Below are 19659 nucleotides of genomic sequence, written 5' to 3' on the forward strand. Positions count from 1 at the left end.
TCCTTTCAAATCTGGATTGGATAGCTTAAGCTTACTTCCGTACCAATGTACGGAGTCAAGCGATATGGAAAAAAATTTGGAGAATCTGACTATTGGCGTTTTCGCCAAGGCGGCCGGGGTCAACGTGGAAACAATCCGGTTCTATCAGCGCAAGGGCTTGTTGCCGGAGCCGGACAAGCCCTATGGCAGCATCCGCCGCTATGGCGAGGCGGATGTGACGCGGGTGCGCTTCGTGAAATCAGCCCAGCGGCTCGGATTCAGCCTCGACGAGATCGCAGAGCTGCTGAGGCTGGATGACGGCACCCACTGCGAGGAAGCCAGCAGCCTGGCCGAGCACAAGCTTCAGGACGTGCGCGAAAAAATGACCGACCTGGCGCGCATGGAAACCGTGCTATCCGAACTTGTGTTCGCCTGCCATGCGCGGCAAGGGAACGTTTCTTGCCCGCTGATTGCTTCGCTGCAAGGGGAGAAAGAGCCGCGTGGTGCCGACGCGGTGTAGCCGAGGGTAGTTACGCCTTAGCGTGCTTTATTTTCCGTTTTCTGAGACGACCCCCAGTAGAAGAGCGACTGCTCGATGCGCTGGGCCAGACCCGTTGGATAGAGCGCCGGATCTTCAACGAAATCGGCTGGCTCTCCAGTGTCTCCGACGCCTATAGCAATCAGTCATCGTTTTCCTACGATGTGGTGGCAAACCTGATACAGGAGACCAGTCCCTCTGGTAACACACACTCCTACAAGTACGACGGCTTCCATCACCGGACACAAACGACCGATCCACTCGGGAAGGTCACGCAGGTGCTCTACAAGGATACCGGCGATGTTTACCGTGTCTCCGACCCTCGTTCGCGCCTGACCTACTACAGCTACAACGGCTTTGGCGAAGTGACTCAGGTCCGGAGCCCGGACACCGGCACCACCGACATTACCTATGACGAAGCCGGTAACGTGGCAACGCGCAAGACGGCCAAGGGACAAACCACAAGCTACAGCTACGACGCGCTGAACCGGATCATCGAGGCATCCAGCGGTGTCGCTGGCGAATCGCCAATTCTGTACGGGTACGACGAAGCAACCTCACCATACGGCATGGGCCGCTTGACCTCAGTCGATGATGGCAACGGTGTCCGGAGATATGGCTATACACCCGAAGGATGGTTGGCTTACGAGACCTGGGAAACCCACGGGCAGAGCCTTACTACCCAGTACCAATACGATGGTGCAGGCCTCATCACGAAGATCACGTATCCCAGTGGTCGTGAGGTTTCCTACACCCGTGATTTAGCCGGTGACGTCATCGAGGTGGCAACGACACAAGCAGGCACCACAACAAGCCTGGCAAGCCAGATCGAGCGAGCGCCCTTTGGCCCCGTCACCAGTATGGTCAGATGGAACGGCATTTCAGAAAGTCGCTCTTTGGATCTCAATTACCGAGTCACCGGCATCGACGCTACTAGAGTGCATTCGCTGGTCTATCGGTACACGCCAGACTCGTTGATTTCAGCCATAGACGACAATCTCAGCTCATCAGTCAATCAGTCACTCGGTTATGACGCGGTTGGCCGCATCACCTCTGCTGAGGGGCTCTATGGCGTTTTGGGCTATGGCTATGACGCCACCGGCAACAGGACCTCGATCACGACCGATGGCCTGAGCCAAAGCTACACCATCAACTACATGAACAACTGGCTGGTGAAGACTGGGCAAACCTCCAGAAGCTATGACGCCAATGGCAACCTGACGAAGCAGGGGGCGGATACCTTCACCTATGACAGCCAGAACCGGCTGGTGGCCGCAACGGTCGCTGGAGTGACAGCAGCTTACACCTACAACCATCTGGATCAGCGTGTAACTAAGACCCTAAACGGCCAGACCCGCCTACTGATTTACGGCTTGGCAGGAAACCTCATCGAGGAGCTGGACGCAGCCACTGGAGACGTGCTGGCGGAGTATATCTGGCTCGATGGCACCCCCTTGAGCTTTGCTCAGTCAGGACAGACCTATCAAGTCCACGTCGATCATCTGGGCACCCCGAAGGCGCTAACCGACGCCAGCGGCCAAGTGGTTTGGAAGGCGAGCTACAGCCCGTTCGGTAAGGCCAGCATCACCACTCAGGGGCCGACCTTCAATTTGCGGTTCCCAGGACAGTATTACGACGCGGAGACCGGGCTCCACTACAACTGGCGGCGTTACTACGACCCGAATACCGGGCGTTACATCACCAGTGACCCGATTGGGCTGGCTGGTGGGATTAACACCTATGCCTATGCGCTGAGCAACCCGATAGGCAATGCAGATCCAACAGGGGAGTTTGTGCCGCTTCTTCTGGGGGCTTATGTTGCCATAGACTTTGCCTTGAGCGCTTGGGACGCCTATGACACCTTCAAGACCATCACCAGTGATTGTGCGACCTCAAGAGAAAAGTGGATTTCCGGGGGGCTTTTTGCTGCTGGGATTATCCTGCCTGGCAACTATAAGGCGCTAGGGAATGTTGCGGAACGCGCTTTTAAAAATACGGCTGATGATTTTGTAGACCTAGCCAGTTCCCAGAGACGTAAGCATATTCTTGATGGTGACGCCACTGGTGGAGGGCATCGAGCAGGAACAGGCAAGCCTGGAAAAAGTGAGTTTCCTCAAAGTTGGTCTGATGAAAAAATTATGCACGTCATTTCCGATATAGCTACCGATCCAAATGTTTCTCGAAAGGCTGGGCGCGGTGGTAGGACTATTGCAGAGGCAGTTAAAGAAGGTATTAATGTTCGTGTAATACAAGAATCTAATGGTGATATTGTTTCAGGTTTTCCAACAAACGTACCAAGGAATCCAAAATGAAAAATGAATATAGAGAAATTGAATCCACGCTAGATCTTTTGCTTATGGTGCTGTCTGATTCGTTTTCTGAATCTGAAAGTATAGAAGTGCAAGAATTTATTGATGTGGGTGAGTATGGAATCGCACTAGAAACTATCATTGACATTATTAATGAAGAGTCAAAGAACATAACAAATGAAGCTGAGTTTCTGATTGAAAAAGCAGGGAGGATAATGAATATGGATACTACATCCATTGTAGATAAGATTTCAAAACATATAGATAAATAATAAGATGAAAAAAACCGGTTTAAAATATAGAGCAGTATATCTGCTTGGATTTCCGTTAGCTGGAGCCTTTATAGGAATTGCAGTGTTCGCTTTATTAAATTATGTGAATGGGCCTCTAAGCAAATTCGCCTTATATCTGTCCGTTGGTGTTTGGGGGGGGTATGGAGTGTTCTCAGGAATCTATGGATACTTAAATCTAAGGAAAATATTAAAGTTAAAGAGAGCTAATGAGGAATCCAGGGATTAAATACGGCTCACATGGTTCTGCTATTGGCGCAGCATTGGGGACGGCTTATGGAAATCAATAACTGGTTTGATTTTATTATATACACAATTTATTTCTTTGGGGTTGTGATAGTTATCCTTCCTACTGGGGTTATCTTTCTTTGGTTGACATTGAAAAATCTAGTCAAAATGAGAGCCCCGAGATACGAAAAAAAGCACTACAAGTATTTCTCTGCAAGAAATAGATTTGAAGTGTGTGTTGCAGGTGTTTTTTCTGTGGCTTTTTCTGTTTGGTATCTGTTTTTTGCCAAAGGGGGAAATCTGTTTCTTTATCCGTCAGAGGTAATGAGATTTTTTTCAGGCGGATGATAGTGTGGATCAGGCTCTGGCGTTGGCCCAGCCGCCGCCAGCGGCCAAGTGTTTGGAAGGCGAGCCATCATAGAGTCAGTAGAGAGAGATACTTTTGGAAATCAATAGTATTATGATTGGTACAAATGAGTTGTAGCTCCATATTTTAAAGGGGGATTTCAGAGAAATGAAGAATAAGAAGGTAATAACTTTGATAATGGCCGCAGCCGCATCATGCTCGTCAGTCTATGCCGCGACATTACCGACCAGTGAGGTAGACGCATACATACTTGCGATGAACACCATGTCACCTATCACTGCAAAGTACACCATCCAGTACAAGCAAGCGGTTGAGCAGAAATGCAATACAGCCCTGAGCGTTGAGCAGCTCAACTCAAAGGCATTCACCAATGGTGAGTAGTGAGACCGTCGATAGAATGGGGCTTGATGCTGCTGGTGGATCACTCCAGGATACCCTGTCTGTGATCGGCAAGAACGTCACATGCAGTGACCTGAACGCGCCATTTAAAGCACTCTTGGATGATAAGGACTTCACCAGAAAGCATCAGCACCTATCGAAGGTGCTGCATACTTGGAATGAAGTTGTTTCTCAAAGCAAACCCTGAGTAACAAAAAGGAGCCTAACTGGCTCCTTTTTTAATGGGGATGATGTTACGTTCGTGGACGTTATTTTCACTCGGGATATGTAACGTTGAAAAAGGCGTACCGACAAGAGAGTGGTCACATAGCTCTCCATAATAGATGAGCGACAAAATCTCTTGCTCGTTGATTTTTCCCACCTTAAAAAGGTAATTGATTATTGCTGTATCCAGTAGGTCGTGACACCCATTAAGCAGATCCACGATATTGGCCGCAGCTTCATTTTCCTCTCCGTCATCTCGACCGGCTAATACTGATTCAACCCAAGCCTCAAGGCTCGGATGTCCCTCAGCGAGCTCTATTTGACGGCACTCGTTCTCGATCAACCCTGTGATTGCTTCGTTGAGCGTTCCGCCATAAGTCGGCATGTTGAGAACAACTCCAAATCCGGGGATTTCTTTTTGGATTGGCTTCGCATCCTTGGGAGCTGATTTCAGCCACAGGAAAAACCAGATCCCAGAGCTTATGTCTTCCGGCTTGACCTGGTTGGCCGCAAGGAATTTGGAAACCTCGTTACAGATGATGCCATCTGGCGCTGCCATCTCGTAAATACCCGCCATCAGATCTTCAAGGCTCTTATACATATTATCTCTCGCACCTGTACATGATGTTTTCACTATCGTTGTTAAGCGTTTTTTCAGCAAGTATGTTCCAGCGAGACATCTTATACCATTCCATCCAAATCTGTAAAATTACCGTATTACCGTAATTATGATAATTACGGTAAATAAATTTGAGTTCCTCTTGCTGTTGTTCTACTTATTAAAATGTATCTTTGAAAAAGTAGAGTTTTTGGAATAGGATAGGTGGTGCTGAATGCCCACTTTTTACAAGGAGCGCGACCAGTGATTTTTGATGTAAGAGCGACCTTTGAAGTGGCACTCCAGACGGACACCCACCTGGTACTTATCGATCTGGATCAGGGAGCATCAGTTACGAACGATGCTGATGCAGTGATCGCCTGGTTGGCCGCAAACCTCGAAGGTGGAATTGGAAAACGTAAGGTGTACTACCGGGACACCGATGGACGCTTTGATGAGCTCAAGGTTAATGCCGGTGCTTTTGCCGGATTTGCACCTTGTAGCGAAGGCCAGCAGACCACCTTGGCTGGGATGCTCGGCCAGTAACTTTGTGTGGAGAACTCGATGTTAAACAAAAACAAATTTGAGAAAGTTTTAAAGAGAATCCTCGATAAGAACTTTGAGCGCTGCTCTATTTGCAGGAAACCATTCCCTGGACCGTGCCATACTTTTGCTGGTTTGGATTCGGACAATAAAGTTCAGAACGTAGGTTCTTGCTGTCGGACCAGTATTGTGGACTTGCGGCATGGAGGTGTGTATACGACCGCTCCTGTAGATACTCAAGAGGGGCAAAGTCAGGCGCGTGAGCTACTCGCAACACATCCTTGTAAGGGGATGATGGGACATGCTTAGCAAAAAAGTCTTTTTCATTAGTCAAGCGGAGGCCGAAAGACTGGAGCCGGTTCCCGGTGCGGCCATGATCTCCATAACTGACCCAGACAAGTCCCCTGCCGCTCTCGGACAGTGGGGGCAGTTGTACCGCGATAGCTTCTATGACGGCGGCTATTCTGAGAACACCATCCACACGATGAAGGCAGCGTTCCGGATGAATTACGCCTCTTACATTGACTCATCCCAGGCTGAAAAGCTGTCCACCTTCCTGGATGGATTGGTTGGTAGCGGTATCGATCAGATCTTCGTTCATTGCTATTACGGAGAATCCAGAAGTGGCGCGGTAGCGCTGTACCTCCAGAACAAACATGGATTCACTCCGAATAAGCCGATCACCAAGCCCAACCGAACAGTTTACGAATTGCTGTGCAATCCAACCAAGTTTGAACCACTGATGCAAAGCTACGAAACGCAACATATGGAGGAGGAACTACCTCTTCACCTCAAAATATGGGATTTTCTTCTCGTTGCGGTCGGGCTTAGGAGGTAACTTTGCACGACACAAACAATGACAAGGAAGAGCTAGTTTCACATGCGAAAGTAAATGTTCCGGCAGAACAAAGCATTCGCGGTGAACTGTTGCCGTCATCGAGCTCGCTCCGGAACATCCAGGACAACCCCGCCGTCGCCTATCTGGTGAGCCTCGGGTCAAAGCGAAGCAGGCAGACCATGAGCTCATTCCTCAACATTGTCGCCAAGATGATCGGGTTTCAGAACCTTCGTGACTGTGCATGGAGCTCAATGAGGCGGCACCACATATTGGCGGTGCTGGAAATGCTGGGGGATGCAGGGAAGGCTCCGGCAACGATCAACACCTACCTGTCAGCGCTCAAAGGGGTGGCTCTTGAAGCCTGGACGATGAAGCAAATTGATACGGATAGCTTCCAGCACATTAAGCAAGTCCGTTCAGTACGTGGATCTCGACTTCCTAAAGGGCGGGCACTTGAACGCCATGAGATTCGCAGCCTCTTTTTCACATGTGAAAGTGATTCAAGCGCCAAAGGGCTTCGGGATGCGGCCATTCTCGGGGTGCTCCTCGGGTGTGGCTTGCGCCGCTCGGAAATCGTTGCGCTGGACATGGGAAGCATGATCTACAAGGACCGCGCTCTCAAGGTTCTTGGCAAGGGCAACAAAGAGAGAATGGCGTATGTGCCTGGTGGCGCATGGAAAAGACTGGATAAGTGGGTTGAAGAGGTTCGAGGAACGCATGAAGGGCCTTTATTCCCGAGGATCAGGCGGTTTGATGATGTGACTGGAGAGCGGATGTCGGATCAGGCCATCTACCACATCTTGGAGACCAGAAGAGTTGAAGCCGGTCTGGAGATGTTTGCGCCCCATGACCTGCGACGCACCTTTGCCTCCTCGATGCTGGATAACGGTGAGGATATTGTGACCGTGAAGGACGCAATGGGCCACTCAAGCATTGCAACTACCCAGAAATATGACAGACGCGGCGATGAGCGTTTGAAGAGAGCGAGCCAACGCCTCGATATAGCGGATTAACAGCATGAATGATGAAGAACTCGAACTTGCCAGAGCCGAAGCCATGAAAGCCGATAGGTGCTTTTCAAAAGGACGGCTCAGGGACGAATTTAGGATGAAGCCTAAGCCAGGAGTAGAGCCAGTTTCGTTCTACAAAAACGGGTATGGTGGCCAATTTGGAGTGTACCGGATAGCAGATTGCCAACCAATGCGGAGAAGGGGTTGTTCACCGGCATCACAAAAGCAAATAAGGGCGCAATCCATCCTTTCGGTCAAGGCAAGAATGCGTAGCAACCTGGCAAAGGCCTCTGTCATGGCACAAAGGTGGGTCGCTCTGGAACCTCTGGTTCTCGATACCGAGACGACCGGACTTGGTGAAAGAGACCAGGTGATCGAGCTGGCTGTTACTGACATCAGAGGCGCGGTTCTCCTCTGCACCAGATTACGGCCAACCGTGGAAATAGACCCTCAGGCAATGGGTGTTCATGGCATCACCGAGACTGAGCTGTCGAATGAGCCTACGTGGACTCAAGTTGCGCCAGCTCTCGCCCGGCTTTTGTCGGGCCGTCATCTGGTGATATTTAACTCCAGTTTCGACAGTAGGATGTTGAGGCAAACAGCCAGTGCATTTGGAGACCAACTCTCTTGGTGGCAAGAGCAGAACTGTCTGTGCGCGATGAAGCTGGCGGCTGATGCCTTTGGCTCAACCAACCGGCACGGCACAATCTCACTTGCGGATGCCACCTGCGAGGCAGGTGTGAGCTGGAAAGGTCGAGCCCATTCAGCAGCGACCGACGCTATTGCCACCGCCGACTTGGTGACAGAGATAGCCAAAGTCCAACGTGACCTCGTGGTCCAGCTCCAGGAGCTTCAAAGCAAAGGTAATTTGGAATGACAGAACAATCCTACGGCGAAAGTCTCAAATTTTTCTCAGACTGGCAGAAGGACCCCGCGAAACGCACCGGCCTGAATGTGCAACACACGCTAACCAGAGGTGAATATCCTACGGTCAGCATCGAGATTGCGCCGATCAGGGCATCGGGGTCCAGCCCAGACTGGAAAAGCAAGATCACGGTGCAGCTCACTCGCGGCGAACTGACGGCGTTTTGCAGCGTTCTCTTTGGTTTGCGTAGCAAGGCTGAGGGTTCCTATCACGGCGACGCGAAGAATAAGAGCTTTGCGGTTTACAACAACGGCAAGGCCGGTGTTGCGATCATCCTTAGTGAGCGAGGAAACCAGCTCCAGAATTTCATCAATGATGACGACCGAATGGAGCTCGCAGTCTTCGCAGTTCGCCAGCTTTCCAACGCATGGAAAGTTACCCCTTCTGATGCCATCGCGCTGCTACGCCAATCAGCGTGGATGGACCGAAATTTGTCCTAATCGAGCAAATCTAGGCACTCTAAAAGTCGTCCTATAACCACAAAGTTAGACCATCATGCAAAGTGGGGTATAGAGGGTGCCAGCCCCACCCCAGCAGTCCCCCTCAGCCACATTTCTGGCTTGCCCCGCGCTTTTCTTCTTTCTCTCTTTTTCTCTCTCTTTCTCAATCTAATCTCACACACGAAGGTCAAACAGGGCACCCGCCGACGCGAAGCGGAGGCGTATTCTTGCCCCTCCCCCTCGTTGCATGATGGTCTAAATCTGTCTACTATGTAACCAATGAACTGTTAGAACAAACCCACACATAGGCGGCAGCATGGCTAAAAACTTCATATCAGAACAATTCTCGGCCATGTGCCGCGACTTAACGAACCTGTCCTCTCTTATCAAACGACTACCGCCACGGTACGCAAAAGTTGCGGCCATCCCTCCTACCGGAAAAGGAATGGAGAACGAGCCCGTCAACAAGATTGTCGTAACTGAACAAACTGGGCGCGAAGCTCTTGAGCTGGCAGCGCACAGCTACAGAGATCTTCACATCAACCCAGACTATTCGCAGAAGTCTGCCAGGCGCACCGTGGGGGTACTCTGGTTCTCCCCTTCCAGGATTGGTGTAGCTGACGAAATTGCGGCGACGGTTGAACGCATCAACGCGGCCAAAGCTGGTATCGAGGAGTTCATTATCTCGACGTACCCCACCAGGCAAGAGAGGTTTGAAGCACTTCGAGCGGACTGCCCTGGTGTCATGACTCTCCACCTTTACAGACAAATTCGGTGCTATACCAATGGCGACATCGACTCTATCCGCTTCACCTGGCAACGGAAGGACTCCTTGAAGAAGCCCGTAAAAGAGGAGCTTTTGCAACGCATCAGAGAGGAGCTGGAGCGATCTGGGCCAGACTATCAACTTCCCCTGGAGCAGCTTATCCAGAAGATCGCCAGCACCCCGGAGCCTTATCTCCGGGAGCGAAGGGAAGTAAAGGTTCAACCGGTGGCAAACGTCATGGCCGCAGGGGTACTCAAAACCGTTACCGCGCCAATGCCCCTGATCGTGCTCCAGGATAAGGATGTTCAGCTCAAATTGCTTCGTAACTTTGACGCCTCAGAACAACGCAAAACTCGATCTGATAAAGCGGCATCGGAAATCCTTGGCACCTTCGGTGGAGTCACTATCGAATCCTTCCCTGGATGAATCAGCGTGACCGCGTAACAAGGCTTTTCCGCAGCCGGAAGGGCTTTGTCCCACACAAACAATTCCAATCGACAGCAGCATGATATATAATTATGATAATTACCGTATTATCGTAATTATCGTAATTATCGTAATTATCGTAAACATTACAAATTAAAAGGAACGTTCTCATGGCAAGAAAATTGGTTGAGTTTGACGATGTAGCGGCTGCGGCCCAAAAGCTCAAGGACGCCGGTAAACGCCCAACGGTCATCGCTATCAGAGACATCATTGGCAAGGGGAGCTTTACCACCATTTCAACGTATCTCAAACAGTGGTCAGAGGAACACTCCCTCGATGAAGAGCTGGTAGAGGTAGTCCTTCCAGAATCGGTTATGAGCGATGCTGAGCTCTTCCTACAGAAGATCTATACGGTAGCCAAAGCAAGCGCCGATGAACAGCTTGAGCGCGAGCGTGAACTGCTACGACAGAAAGAAATTGAGTACCAGGAAGATATGCAGCAAGCCGTGGACATGGCAAATGATGCCACCGAACGGGCTGAGCTACTGGAGGAACAACTTGAAGCTCTCACCAACAAAAAATCAGAGCTCGATGCGGCCCTTGGTAAGGCAGAAAACTCGCTATCCCTCAAGTCTGCGGAGCTAGAACGCTCACTGGCTGACATTGATAAGCTGGAAAAGCGGATCGTTGAGTTGGAGGGCAAGCTGGAGGCGAAAGCCGCAGATCTGACCCGAGCACAGGATCACCTGGAGCAAGCTAAAAGCGAAAATCGCTCTTTGAGCCAAAAATTGGCAACTACAGAGGGTGAGTTGGAGGAGCAAAAAGGCAAGAGTATAGAGCAGACAGAAAAGCTCCGGGCCGCTCAGGAACAAAAAACATCGTTGAAAGAGCAGCTCGAAAATGTACAGGCCAAACTGGCCCAATCACAGGACTCCCTTGCCACAGCCAAAGCTCATGGCGAATCCGCTGAACGAGAGTGCCAGCGCCTATCTGGAGAGGTAGAAAAGCTGGACGCCAAATTATCCAGCGCCGAAGCAGAAGCTCGCGCTCTTGTTCAAGACAAAGGCATGATGGCTGGTCAGTTGCAGGAAAAAGACCAGCAGGCCAAGAGCCTCGAACAAAGACTCAATGATGCACTGACCAAAATTTCTGGGTTGGAGCAAGAGCTCGCTAAAGCTGGTAAGGGAGGGAAAAAGAAAGAGGAAAACTGATGGCGCGAAAGGCTAAATATTCAGAAGAGTGGCGACACAGAGCTGCGGCTCTTCAAACCAAGATTGAGGAGGCTATGACACTAGCCACCTCATCTATTGGCGACTATCGCTGGTTACACCGTCTCCATAGTTGGGTTACGGAGGTGGCTCAAGGTAAAGCCCCAGACTGGTGGACAGATCTGGATTGTGAAGTATCCCTCCCCCGAGAAGAAAAGCGGATCAGTACGTTCCTCTCGACACAAAAGAAGCGCATCACTCTCCAGATGTGTTTGTCGTAGGGGGCCTCATGAAACAACTTCCTCCTGACACACCAGAACAATCACTGATCACTCAGTACAAAGGGCCTCGCCTTGTCGTTAAGGCCTACGCTGGAACGGGTAAAACCACGACACTGGTGAAGTACGCCCACAACAACCTCGATTCACGTATCCTCTACTTGGCATACAACAGGGCTATCCGCGACGAGGCAAGAGAAAAGTTTCCTGCAAACGTAGACTGCAAAACGTCCCACCAGCTTGCCTACGCCACTATAGGAAGGGGCTACCAGCACAAACTCTCCGGCAACCTAAGGCTCACCGATATTGCCCAAGCGGTGAATACCAAGAACTGGACGTTTGCCAAAGATATTCTCGATACGCTCAACGCCTTTATGTGTAGTGCAGACATGCGGATTCTTTATACGCATTTTGCTCGCGCCGATACGGGTAAAGTGCTTACGTCCAAACAGGAGAGATACCAAATCCAGGTGGTCGAAGGTGCTGAGCTCATATGGAAACGGATGACAAACGTTCAAGATCCGTTCCCGACCGTACACGATTGCTACCTCAAACAGTATCAGCTCGGGATGCCGAATCTGTCTCGCCGGTACACCACCATTCTTTTTGATGAAGCACAAGACGCTAACCCCGTAACAAGTAGCATCGTCCTACAGCAGAACTGCAAGGTAATCCTGGTTGGAGATCGCCACCAGCAGATCTATAGGTTCAGAGGCGCAAACAACGCCCTTGATAGCAAAGAGCTCATGAACGCCGACCAACTCTATCTCACTCATAGCTTCCGCTTTGGCCCCAACGTTTCGCTGGTGGCAAACGCCCTTCTTGAACTCAAAGGTGAAACACGACCTGTTGTTGGCCGGGGACCAGCAGATCAGGTACTCATGTTTTTACCAGGTGACGTGGGCCACCGCGCAATACTTCACCGAACCGTCATGGGGGTTATAGAGACGGCGCTCTCTGCGACCGAATCCGGAGCGCAGGTATTCTGGGTCGGTGGAATCGACGCTTACCAGATCAATGAGCTCCAGGATTTGTACTGGTTTTCGATGGCAGAGCCAGACCGGGTAAAGAATAAGAAACTGCTTGATGAGTATGAAGACTACTTCGAGTATCAAGAAGTAGCGAAGGCGACCAAAGACCCTGAGATGATGAGGGCTGTCAAGATCATCAACAGCTACGATGAAATCCCTGAACGACTCACCACTCTACGACGCAATACAGTCAAAGAAGAGTTTGGGGCTGACATTACGGTCTCAACAGCTCATCGGTGCAAAGGGTTGGAGTGGGACTTTGTTCAGCTCTATGACGACTTTCCGGATGTCCTGGACCCAGAGCTCGACCCAATGGCCCGTGACGATGAAATAAACCTGCTCTACGTTGCATCCACCAGAGCGATGCGAATCCTTGCGTTGAACAGCGCTGTCGAGATGGTTATCCGCTACATCACCCAAAAACGCATGGTCGAGAAGCAGATGAAGATGGCCGCAGAAGCGACAGAAGTTGAAGAGGACACGACCAAATAGTTTGGTCAATTCTTTCACATGTGAAAGTTGACAAATAAAACGCTCTAAGCGCCCTAAATGGGCGCTTACACCTGCCTAATTTCACGCCTCCCACCTCTACCATATCGAGCATGGGAAAATACGTGCGTGAGACTATGAAAAAATCACCTTTGAATTTACTGCTCCTTGCAGCGCTCACGCTGGGGGCATCACACCAGGCTTGGGCTCAAGATGGCACAAGACCTGGTTTTTATGAGCGAAAGGAAGAGGGTTGGTTCTGGTACAAGGAAGAGCCCAAAGAACCAGAGAAAAAACCCGAAAAGCCCAAACCAAAGCCTGTGGCAGAAGCGAAGCCTACACAGCCTAAGCCTGCTGCTCCGCTTCCGAGCGGCCCAGAAATGTTCTCAGCGGAATGGTTCCGGGAAAACTTACCCAAGTACAAAGACCTTGCTTGGAACAATCCTACCGTTGAAAACGTCAGGACGTTTCTCTACTTGCAACGATTTGCGATAGATCGCTCTGAACAATTTTCCGATGCTACAGAGCTGGCGGTCGTAGGTGATCCTTTCTTGGATGAAATTACTCGACGTCCTGCTGCCACGTTTGCCTCACAACAAGTTGATCGTGACGCTGGTAACGCCAAAAACATGCTACTCAAAAGCGTAGCCGAACGCGTAGGGATATTCTTCTTCTACAAGTCCGACGATGACTACAGTGACTTGCAAGCACCGCTCATCAAGATGTTGGAACAAGGAGAAGGATTCTCGATCATTCCTGTATCTATGGACGGCAAACCACTCCCCAGTGGGCTTTTCCCCCATTACAAAACCGATGAAGGCCATGCCAAACAACTTGGTATCGTAACTTTCCCTGCTGTTTACCTCGCATCTCCAGACGGTCAGTTCGCTCCTATAGGACAAGGGCCAATGTCTCTTCCTGAGCTGAATCACAGGATTTTGGTCGCAGCAAAACGCAATGGTTGGGTCACAGACGAAGAGTTTAACCGTACACGTCCGGTACTCAACCTGGAAAACAACATAGCCGAACGCTTGGCCTCACCAGAGCTGGGCTCTGACCTCAAACAGCTATCTCAAGCGAGCGGTGATAAAGACAACTTTGTGCCACCGGAACAACTCATGAAGTACATCCGGGACAAATTACAGGAGAACTAAGATGGTCACGCACAAGACATTAAAAAGGAGCCTGCTTGCCCTGAGTGTGGCGGCCAGTCTCGTCATGGCACCGACAGGGGCGATAGCCGCTAACGGCCTCCAATCACAGATGGACAAACTCTTCAATGAAATGAGCAACACAACACCACCTGGGGTTTATGAAAGCCAACGACGTGGCGTTTTAGCTGGTGGCCGGTTCACTGCAAAGACACGAATCTTCGACGAGAACCTGGTGAGCTTTGCCCCTCCATCATGGAAAGCTGGTTGCGGTGGTGTAGATCTGTTCGGCGGTTCGCTTTCCTTCATTAACGCGGATCAAATTGTCCAACTCCTTCGGGCTGTAGCAGCCAACGCCAAGGGCTATGCCTTCCAGCTTGCGCTCGATAACGTTTTCCCGGACGGAGCGAAGTGGATAGAGAACTTCCAGAAGAAAGTGCAAGCGCTCAACCAACATCTGGGCAACTCCTGCCAGCTCGCTCAAGGTTTCGTGAACGACCTAACCAGCGGCATGGACCTTAAACACAAAACTGATGCTTCTATAACCGCGACAACTTCCGGCCTGTATGAAGACTTCTTCGGGTCCAAGCAGGAAACCAGCGGCAAGAGTCCTCTGGAAGAACTGAAAGCCAACAAACCTGACGAATACAACAAGATGATTGGCAACATCGTCTGGAAGCAACTCAAGAGCAACAACGCCAACACCTGGTTCCAGTACGGGGATAACACCCTTCTTGAAGCGATCATGTCTTTAACCGGCACAGTCATCATTGGTGATCTGGTAAACGACCCGAACTCAACCGGCACTGGTGCGAAAACAACCCCTCTGACGACCCTACCAGGTAACAAGATCACCTTGTCAGACCTGATTTCAGGCGGTTCTGTTGAGATCTATTCCTGTGATTCTGATACGACCAACTGCCTGAGTGCTGGCTCCAGCAATAAAACTGTCGTGCTCAAAGGTATCAAGAACCAGATCACCGATATGCTGTTAGGAACAAGCTCTACACCTGGTGTGATCTACAAATACGCAACGAACTCTGGAACCTTAACCGACCCAGAAAAGGCCTTTGTTTCTAACCTCCCCGGAGGGATTGGCACCATTGTTCGTAACTTGTCTGTCCTTTCACAGGACGGCGCTAACCTGTTCGCAACAGAGTCATCAGGAGCGATAGCCCTGACCATGATGTATAGCTTCTCGGAAGAGTTCTTCCGCGCAGCTCGCATTGCGATGGCTAACAGCAAATCACCCTACAAGAAAGAGGCACTAGAGCTTCTCGCGCAATCGCAACAGCAAATCCGTGCTGAATACACAATCCTGTCCTCTCAATACGGCGATCTGGCAAGCCAAATTGAGAAATACAACAACCTACTGGACAACATCCGCAAGCAAAAATACATGCTGGCAACTTTGTCCAATCCTCCTAGCACGAACTAAGGAGCTATTGGAATGGGATCTTTTTCAATCCACTCTATCGGTGACTCTGCTTTTCTGGAGCAAATCCTGATTGCAGTATCAATGATCACCGGCACCGGGGATTTCGAGAAGATGGTCAGTATTGGCCTGCTTCTTGGGGTCTTGATGATCTGTATTCAGTCCGTCTTTCAGGGCGCAAAGCAAATCAACCTCCAGCAAGTGCTGGTAGGTTGGATTCTATATGCCTGTTTCTTCGGCCCAACCACAACTGTGACTATCGAGGACGCTTATACAGGGCAGGTTCGAGTCGTCGCCAATGTCCCTATTGGGGTAGGCTTTGCTGGAGGTGTCATATCCAACGTGGGATACACCATCACCAATTTGTTTGAAACTGGATATGGGGTAATCGTACCCAATGTCACGGAAAGCCACTTTTCCGAAACACTGAAACTGTTGAATGACGTCAGACGGCGAGCCTATGACACAGGAGTTTTTACTGCGCTTAACTCAGCAAATGGAGGCGGCTATGTTGACGTGAGGCGTTCCTGGAACAATTACATTCGGGAATGCACGTTAACCAAAGTCGATCTCAACCTAATGTCCCTTGATGAGTTGATGAACCGTTCAACTGACTCAGCTTTGCGATTCAACTCACAGCTCTACGGAACTAGGTTGTATTTGTCTACAGCAAACCCTGACGGCGCTGACTACACATGTACTGACGGATGGGTGGCTATTAGCACTGCAACCGCCAACCTAAGCAGCCCGGTTGTTGTTGATGCTCTTAACAGCCTACTGGGTATTGACACGTCAACTGGAGACAACGCTCTAACGAAGCTGACCGATTCGCTTCAAGCGATGGGTGCCACAACTACGTCATCAATCGACTATCTGAAAGCCGCCGTTCTGGAGCCCCTCTATTATGAAGCCGCAGCAGGACGTTATCAGGACCTCCAGGATTATGGCTCTGCATTGATGGTCAACCAGGCTATTCAGCAACGGAACACACAGTGGGCCGCAGAGCAGTCGATGTTCATGACCGTCGTCCGACCAATGCTGACGTTCTTTGAAGGCTTTATTTATGCTATAACCCCGATCATTGCTTTTATTATCGTGATGGGCAGCTTCGGCCTCCAGTTAGCCGGGAAATATGTACAAACCATCCTCTGGATTCAGCTATGGATGCCAGTCCTCTCAATTATAAACCTGTTTGTTCATACCGCCGCGTCAAATGAGATGTCTAGCCTCAGTGCTGGTGGTCTCAACTCCATGTACGCTCTTTCCTCAACTGGAGATGTTCTGCAACACTGGATTGCAACCGGCGGCATGTTGGCTGCGGCCACTCCGGTGATTTCCCTGTTTATCGTCACAGGTAGCACCTACGCCTTCACCAGCTTGGCATCGAGAATAAGTGGTTCTGACCACGTTGACGAAAAGATGCAAACGCCAGATCTACTCAAGCAAGGTCCGGTTATGCAAAGTCAGCCAGCGTACAATCACAACCAGTTCAGTGGTGCGATTGCAAACGGCGCAGAAAGCATGATCAGTACCTTCTCGCTTGGCTCCACCTTGGCATCAGGCGTGAGCTCCGCACAGGCATTACAAAGTCAGAAATCGGAGGCTTTCCAAAGCACTCTTGGTCGAGGTTTTTCTGATGGAGTAAGTCAGGATCAAGCCTATTCAAGACTCTCCAATGTCGGGCGCAACGTTTCGTCGCAAAACACAGCTCAAAGCCAATTGATCAACCAGCAAGCCAAGAACTTCATGGATAAGTTCCAGGTGGATGATAGCCACTCTGATGCTGTCAAAGGTGCTTTTGCCATGCAGGCTATGGGCACACTCGATGTTGACGAAGCTGCGTCCATGCTTATGCCTATGGTTGGCAAGGCCAGGGCAGCAATGAAGGCCGCTGCTGGTGTGAAATCAAACAGTACAGCCCTAGTTCCTGCTGGTGGTAATGGCGAATCAGGCGGCGGCAGTGATGTCCTGGACATCAAAGCGCAAGCGAAGGGAGCAACAGAGTCATCAACTCAAGACTCTTCAAGCTGGTCAGCGAGTGATGTGTCCCAGTTCATGAAGGGTGTGAGCTATTCGCAAACCGATAGCCAGGCGTTGACAAATCAATTAGCGCAGGGTTTCAGCCGTTCTGGAAGCGAGTCATTCAAGCAAACCTGGGGCGATAGCTTATCCCAGAACCTATCCAAGTCCGCTTCTGAACTGGTGTCTGCATCGGACACCTTCACAACAATGAGTCAGCTCCAAAACCAAATGGGCTCCATGACTAATACCGACTTTAAAACTCTCGGTGGTGCAGTAGCACAAACCCCTGCGGCCATGAACCAACTGAATGACTATTTCCGAAATGCCGCGCCGCAATCGGTTAAAGACGAGGCGGCTTCACTACAGCAAAGATACCAAGCCTACGGAATGTCTCCTCAAGTGGCCCAGGCAGCAGCGCGAATGACAGCAATGACCAACTCCAAAAATTACGAACAGGGTAAGGAGCTTGGCGGGTATCAAGCCGCACTACAGGCGATCAATACCGCGTCCGGTCGCAACGGAGCATTTAGTGGTGATGCTTACGGAAATAACGGCATTGAAGGCCCGAATGTTCAAGGCCTACCAGGTCAGGTTCAAGGGGCTGTAGGCAGTGGACCTAACATCCCAACCGGATTCCGGGAGAATGTGGCTGGGATGGCTGGAACTAATCCGGCATCAGAAGCTGGGCAGTTACCAACGAATAGCCCCCTTGTTCAAAATGAACATGCAGCCGGTACGTCAGCTCTTCATAACCAAGCACAGCAAACAGAGCGAAATGTATCTGCTCCTGAACTGAAAAAAGCCCAAGATAACCTTATGAACTCGCTTCCGGAAATGTCTTGGAGCGCTTCGGCGTGGGGAGCGTGGGACAACTCCAGTGATTGGATGGGCCGCAGAGCTGAACAAGCAGGTGGAGCTCTCATTGCTGGTGGTCAAGCTGGCGCTGATGCGTTCTCAAGAGCGATGGATCAAATGAGAACGATGACACCTGAACAACGCGACCAATTCATCGCGGCCACTCAACGCGGCGACCAGGCCGTGCAAGAGGAGTTTGGCTGGGCCGGTGATGCGATGGTCGGTATGGCTAAACTTGGCCGCAACGTCATGGGAGCTGCTGCAAGCGGCTATGATGCAGCGAAGGAGTGGTTAACTGGTAAATCTGATCTATCGGAAGCCGCTAAAGGGATGAGCATTGAGGAACGCGGCGCGTTCTATGCAGCAGCGCTATCCTCTGCCGCAGAAGCTGGTGGTGGAGCCGCGCAGCAGTTTATGAACCAGTACGGTGATGAGTTCAAAGAAACGATGCAGTCTATCGCTCAAAGCCGTTATGGGCTGACTGAATCCCAAGCCGCTGTTTATGCCGAATCGTTTGACACAAACGAAGGTCGCATGAACCAGGCTGTTCAGAATCTGAAAATGGAGTATGCAGAACGTAACCCGGATGGCTCACCGATGATGCAAGGAGGTCAGCCTGTTCTTTCTCAGCAAAACGAAGAGTTTACGGACAAGCTGGTAAACGTATTGCAGAACTCGACGGAAGCTGGAGACCGTTCAGGTAGCTATTTGACTGCCGTCAGGGGGTACAACATAGCAAATCAAAGGTTCTAAAAGACCAACCAAATAATAAGGGGGCCAGCAGGCCCCCTTATTCGTCTCCAGCTCCAATATGGAAGCGCTGGTCAAAATCATAGGAATCTTGAAACCCACCAGTTTGTTTTTTTCTGCGCCGGGTAGGTGGTGCCTCTTTATATGCTGACCGCGCAACGCGGATAAAGCACGTTAGTCCAAACAGAGCCCCGACAACCAAAGCAACTTGCCACTGGAAGTAAGCGATCCCTCCCCAAAAGATAACAGCAGCCCAAAGGCTTTTGTGAACCAGAAATAGGAAACGAGCACCCCAAACGCCGAAGGGAGCCAGCGCCACACCAAGTCCCCAAGGTGTGTCAGCCATCATGGCTATTCCCAGAAGCACCATTCCCAGCAGAAGAATATTGACCACATGTTTCATATCAACCCCCTTACTCTTTACCTCCAGTTTACCACGGCATCAAAAAATGCAACTGTGAAAGTTTGACTATTTTTTGCTAAACAACCATTCCATTGGCAACTTCTTCGATTAGAATTTGCCCTCAAACTTTCACATGTGAAAGTTTGCCCTTACGGAACAAGGCGTTTATTGACAAAG

At 50.5% G+C, this 19659-nt stretch carries 20 protein-coding genes; 18 read left to right on the forward strand and 2 right to left on the reverse strand.

Features of this window, described 5'->3' with window-relative positions; translation table 11 throughout:
* Nucleotides 1–64: 64 nt before the first annotated feature.
* The 6 genes from R7Z47_RS21630 (at nt 65) to R7Z47_RS27165 (ending at nt 4297) form a co-directional block, all read left to right on the forward strand.
* Nucleotides 65–499: a mercury resistance transcriptional regulator MerR gene (locus R7Z47_RS21630; RefSeq protein ID WP_000414383.1), complete on the forward strand. Its 435-nt coding sequence runs from the start codon at nt 65–67 to the stop codon at nt 497–499.
* Nucleotides 439–2829 (forward strand): RHS repeat-associated core domain-containing protein, encoded by a 2391-nt coding sequence (locus tag R7Z47_RS21635; protein ID WP_345863754.1) that lies wholly within the window; start codon nt 439–441, stop codon nt 2827–2829. The genes R7Z47_RS21630 and R7Z47_RS21635 overlap by 61 nt, the downstream gene beginning before the upstream one ends.
* Nucleotides 2826–3098, forward strand: a complete 273-nt coding sequence (locus R7Z47_RS21640) for a MafI family immunity protein (RefSeq protein WP_000787563.1) — start codon at nt 2826–2828, stop codon at nt 3096–3098. The genes R7Z47_RS21635 and R7Z47_RS21640 overlap by 4 nt, the downstream gene beginning before the upstream one ends.
* Before the next feature lie 294 nt (nt 3099–3392).
* On the forward strand, nt 3393–3692 hold the full coding sequence (locus tag R7Z47_RS21645; RefSeq protein ID WP_011872911.1) for a hypothetical protein: 300 nt from the start codon (nt 3393–3395) through the stop codon (nt 3690–3692).
* Nucleotides 3693–3858: 166 nt separating this feature from the next.
* Nucleotides 3859–4092, forward strand: coding sequence for a hypothetical protein (locus R7Z47_RS27160; RefSeq protein ID WP_013214002.1), 234 nt, complete (start codon nt 3859–3861; stop codon nt 4090–4092).
* Nucleotides 4082–4297 carry a hypothetical protein gene (locus R7Z47_RS27165; protein ID WP_000254804.1) on the forward strand — a complete coding sequence of 72 codons (216 nt, stop codon included), beginning with the start codon at nt 4082–4084 and terminating at the stop codon, nt 4295–4297. Before R7Z47_RS27160 ends, R7Z47_RS27165 begins: the two co-directional genes overlap by 11 nt.
* A gap of 15 nt (nt 4298–4312) precedes the next feature.
* On the opposite strand, the gene R7Z47_RS21655 is transcribed toward R7Z47_RS27165, so the two are convergent.
* Nucleotides 4313–4975 (reverse strand): hypothetical protein, encoded by a 663-nt coding sequence (locus R7Z47_RS21655; protein ID WP_015063586.1) that lies wholly within the window; start codon nt 4973–4975, stop codon nt 4313–4315.
* Between the two features lie 201 nt (nt 4976–5176).
* Between R7Z47_RS21655 and R7Z47_RS21660 the strand changes: the two genes are divergently transcribed.
* The 12 genes from R7Z47_RS21660 (at nt 5177) to R7Z47_RS21715 (ending at nt 19082) form a co-directional block, all read left to right on the forward strand.
* Nucleotides 5177–5458: a hypothetical protein gene (locus tag R7Z47_RS21660; RefSeq protein ID WP_000575657.1), complete on the forward strand. Its 282-nt coding sequence runs from the start codon at nt 5177–5179 to the stop codon at nt 5456–5458.
* 298 nt (nt 5459–5756) lie between these two features.
* Nucleotides 5757–6293 carry a hypothetical protein gene (locus R7Z47_RS21665; protein WP_000949433.1) on the forward strand — a complete coding sequence of 179 codons (537 nt, stop codon included), beginning with the start codon at nt 5757–5759 and terminating at the stop codon, nt 6291–6293.
* A 2-nt stretch (nt 6294–6295) separates the two neighbouring features.
* Nucleotides 6296–7306 (forward strand): tyrosine-type recombinase/integrase, encoded by a 1011-nt coding sequence (locus R7Z47_RS21670; RefSeq protein WP_000543934.1) that lies wholly within the window; start codon nt 6296–6298, stop codon nt 7304–7306.
* Between the two features lie 4 nt (nt 7307–7310).
* Nucleotides 7311–8180, forward strand: a complete 870-nt coding sequence (locus tag R7Z47_RS21675) for a 3'-5' exonuclease (RefSeq protein ID WP_000997323.1) — start codon at nt 7311–7313, stop codon at nt 8178–8180.
* The gene (locus R7Z47_RS21680) at nt 8177–8668 is read left to right on the forward strand and encodes a hypothetical protein (protein ID WP_000139717.1); all 492 of its coding nucleotides are present in this window, start codon (nt 8177–8179) and stop codon (nt 8666–8668) included. Before R7Z47_RS21675 ends, R7Z47_RS21680 begins: the two co-directional genes overlap by 4 nt.
* Nucleotides 8669–8984: 316 nt before the next feature.
* Complete coding sequence (locus tag R7Z47_RS21685) at nt 8985–9860, forward strand: DNA replication terminus site-binding protein (protein WP_001097010.1); 876 nt, start codon at nt 8985–8987, stop codon at nt 9858–9860.
* A gap of 170 nt (nt 9861–10030) precedes the next feature.
* A complete protein-coding gene (locus R7Z47_RS21690) occupies nt 10031–11071 on the forward strand; it encodes a DNA-binding protein (RefSeq protein WP_000101568.1) in 1041 nt (346 codons plus the stop codon).
* Entirely contained in the window at nt 11071–11349 is a 279-nt protein-coding gene (locus tag R7Z47_RS21695) for a hypothetical protein (protein WP_000101263.1), read from the forward strand. The genes R7Z47_RS21690 and R7Z47_RS21695 overlap by 1 nt, the downstream gene beginning before the upstream one ends.
* 8 nt (nt 11350–11357) lie before the next feature.
* Nucleotides 11358–12869, forward strand: coding sequence for a UvrD-helicase domain-containing protein (locus tag R7Z47_RS21700; protein WP_000811656.1), 1512 nt, complete (start codon nt 11358–11360; stop codon nt 12867–12869).
* Nucleotides 12870–13003: 134 nt separating this feature from the next.
* Nucleotides 13004–14020: a conjugal transfer protein TraF gene (traF, locus tag R7Z47_RS21705; protein WP_000749520.1), complete on the forward strand. Its 1017-nt coding sequence runs from the start codon at nt 13004–13006 to the stop codon at nt 14018–14020.
* A 1-nt stretch (nt 14021) separates the two neighbouring features.
* On the forward strand, nt 14022–15455 hold the full coding sequence (locus R7Z47_RS21710; RefSeq protein WP_000256129.1) for a conjugal transfer protein TraH: 1434 nt from the start codon (nt 14022–14024) through the stop codon (nt 15453–15455).
* Nucleotides 15456–15467: 12 nt separating this feature from the next.
* Nucleotides 15468–19082 carry a conjugal transfer protein TraG N-terminal domain-containing protein gene (locus tag R7Z47_RS21715; RefSeq protein WP_000534551.1) on the forward strand — a complete coding sequence of 1205 codons (3615 nt, stop codon included), beginning with the start codon at nt 15468–15470 and terminating at the stop codon, nt 19080–19082.
* 37 nt (nt 19083–19119) lie between these two features.
* Here the strand turns inward: R7Z47_RS21715 and R7Z47_RS21720 are convergent, their stop codons facing one another.
* Nucleotides 19120–19482, reverse strand: coding sequence for a hypothetical protein (locus tag R7Z47_RS21720; protein WP_000683483.1), 363 nt, complete (start codon nt 19480–19482; stop codon nt 19120–19122).
* Nucleotides 19483–19659: the final 177 nt, after the last annotated feature.

This window comes from Vibrio sp. 1641 (assembly GCF_033339995.1).
GTDB classification, from domain to species: Bacteria; Pseudomonadota; Gammaproteobacteria; order Enterobacterales; family Vibrionaceae; genus Vibrio; species Vibrio alginolyticus.